Source organism: Bizionia hallyeonensis (genome assembly GCF_042657385.1).
Classification (GTDB): Bacteria; Bacteroidota; Bacteroidia; order Flavobacteriales; family Flavobacteriaceae; genus Algorimicrobium; species Algorimicrobium hallyeonense.
Genome location: NZ_JBHSLA010000004.1, coordinates 17,143 through 19,379 on the forward strand (window position 1 = coordinate 17,143; position 2,237 = coordinate 19,379).

Genomic DNA, 2,237 nt, shown 5'->3' on the forward strand with positions numbered 1-2,237 from the left:
ACGGTTCAAGATACTACGGCTCCTGTATTAGATGCAGCTCCTGCTGATATTACTGTAGAATGTGATGCTGTTCCTACAGCGTCTGCTACCGATTTAGCGGCAACGGATAATTGTGATGCTGACATTACAGTAACCTATTTAGAAGAAAGAGCGAATGGTAATTGCGACTCTAATTACACATTAACGAGAACTTGGACGGCTACTGATAGTTGTGGGAACACCGCTTCAGAGGTACAAGTTATTACGGTTCAAGATACTACTGCTCCTGTATTAGATGCAGCTCCTGCTGATATTACTGTAGAATGTGATGCTGTTCCTACAGCGTCTGCTACCGATTTAGCGGCAACGGATAATTGTGATGCTGACATTACAGTAACCTATTTAGAAGAAAGAGCGAATGGTAATTGCGACTCTAATTACACATTAACGAGAACTTGGACGGCTACTGATAGTTGTGGGAACACCGCTTCAGAGGTACAAGTTATTACGGTTCAAGATACTACTGCTCCTGTATTAGATGCAGCTCCTGCTGATATTACTGTAGAATGTGATGCTGTTCCTACAGCGTCTGCTACCGATTTATCGGCAACGGATAATTGTGATGCTGACATTACAGTAACTTATTTAGAAGAAAGAGCGAATGGTAATTGCGACTCTAACTATACATTAACGAGAACTTGGACGGCTACTGATAGTTGTGGGAACACCGCTTCAGAGGTACAAATTATTACGGTTCAAGATACCACGGCTCCTATATTAGATGCAGCTCCTGCTGATATTACAGTAGAATGTGATGCTGTTCCTACAGCGTCTGCTACCGATTTATCGGCAGCGGATAATTGTGATGCTGACCTTACAGTAACCTATTTAGAGGTAAGAGCGAATGGTAATTGCGACTCTAACTATACATTAACGAGAACTTGGACGGCTACTGATAGTTGTGGGAACACCGCTTCAGAGGTACAAGTTATTACGGTTCAAGATACTACCAGCCCAATAATAAGTGTTGAAGCTTCTGATATATCCATCGAATGTGATGGTACTGGAAATAATGGCGCGATTCAAAATTGGTTAGATAATAATGGCTTTGCTGCGGTTTCAGATAATTGCTCTGAAATTACGTGGACAAATAATTATGGAGGTGCTAGCTCTGATTGTGCTAATCCAATTGAAGTAACTTTCACAGCAACTGATGCTTGCGGAAACTTTGTTACGACTACGGCTTCTTATTCAATTATTGATACGGTTAATCCTACCATTGAAATTGAAGCAAGTGATTTAACCGTGGAGTGTGATGGATTAGGCAATTTAACTGAATTACAATCATGGTTAGATAATAATGGAGGTGCTACTGCAACGGATGATTGTAGCGCTATAGTTTGGGACCATGATTACAAAGGCGTTTTAATTCCTGGTTGTGGCCTAACTGGTTCTGCTATCGTAAACTTTAAAGCAACAGATGCTTGTGGTAACGAAAGCTTCACTACAGCAACCTTTACCATTATTGATACTGTTGCGCCTGTTGCTCCTGCTGCTCCTGCGGATATAACAGCACAATGTATTACAGAGTTACCAGAAGCTATGGACTTAACAGCGACAGATAACTGTGCTGGTGATATTGTGGCTTCACCTGTAGATACAACAGATGATTCGGATCCTTGTAACGTTATTGTGACGCGTACTTGGACTTTTACAGATGCTTGTAATAATACATCGTCGGTGTCGCAAACCATAACAGTAGTCGATTCAACAGCTCCTGTTGCTCCTGCTGCTCCTGCGGATATAACTGCACAATGTATTACAGAGTTACCAGAGGCTATGGACTTAACAGCGACAGATAACTGTGCTGGTGATATTGTGGCTTCGCCAGTAGATACAACAGATGATTCGGATCCTTGTAACGTTATTGTGACGCGTACTTGGACGTTTACGGATAACTGTAATAATACATCGTCGGTGTCGCAAACCATAACAGTAGCCGATACTATTGCGCCTGTTGCTCCTGCTGCACCTGCGGATATAACGGCACAATGTATTACAGAGTTACCAGAGGCTATGGACTTAACAGCGACAGATAACTGTGCTGGTGATATTGTGGCTTCGCCGGTAGATACAACAGATGATTCGGATCCTTGTAACGTTATTGTGACGCGTACTTGGACTTTTACAGATGCTTGTAATAATACATCGTCGGTGTCGCAAACCATAACAGTAGCCGATACAACAGCTCCTGTTGC

General features: G+C 42.3%; 1 protein-coding gene. It reads left to right on the forward strand.

The window, feature by feature from the left end:
• On the forward strand, window positions 1–2,237 hold a 2,237-nt coding region (locus tag ACFPH8_RS10630), incomplete at both ends, for an HYR-like domain-containing protein (protein ID WP_465251609.1).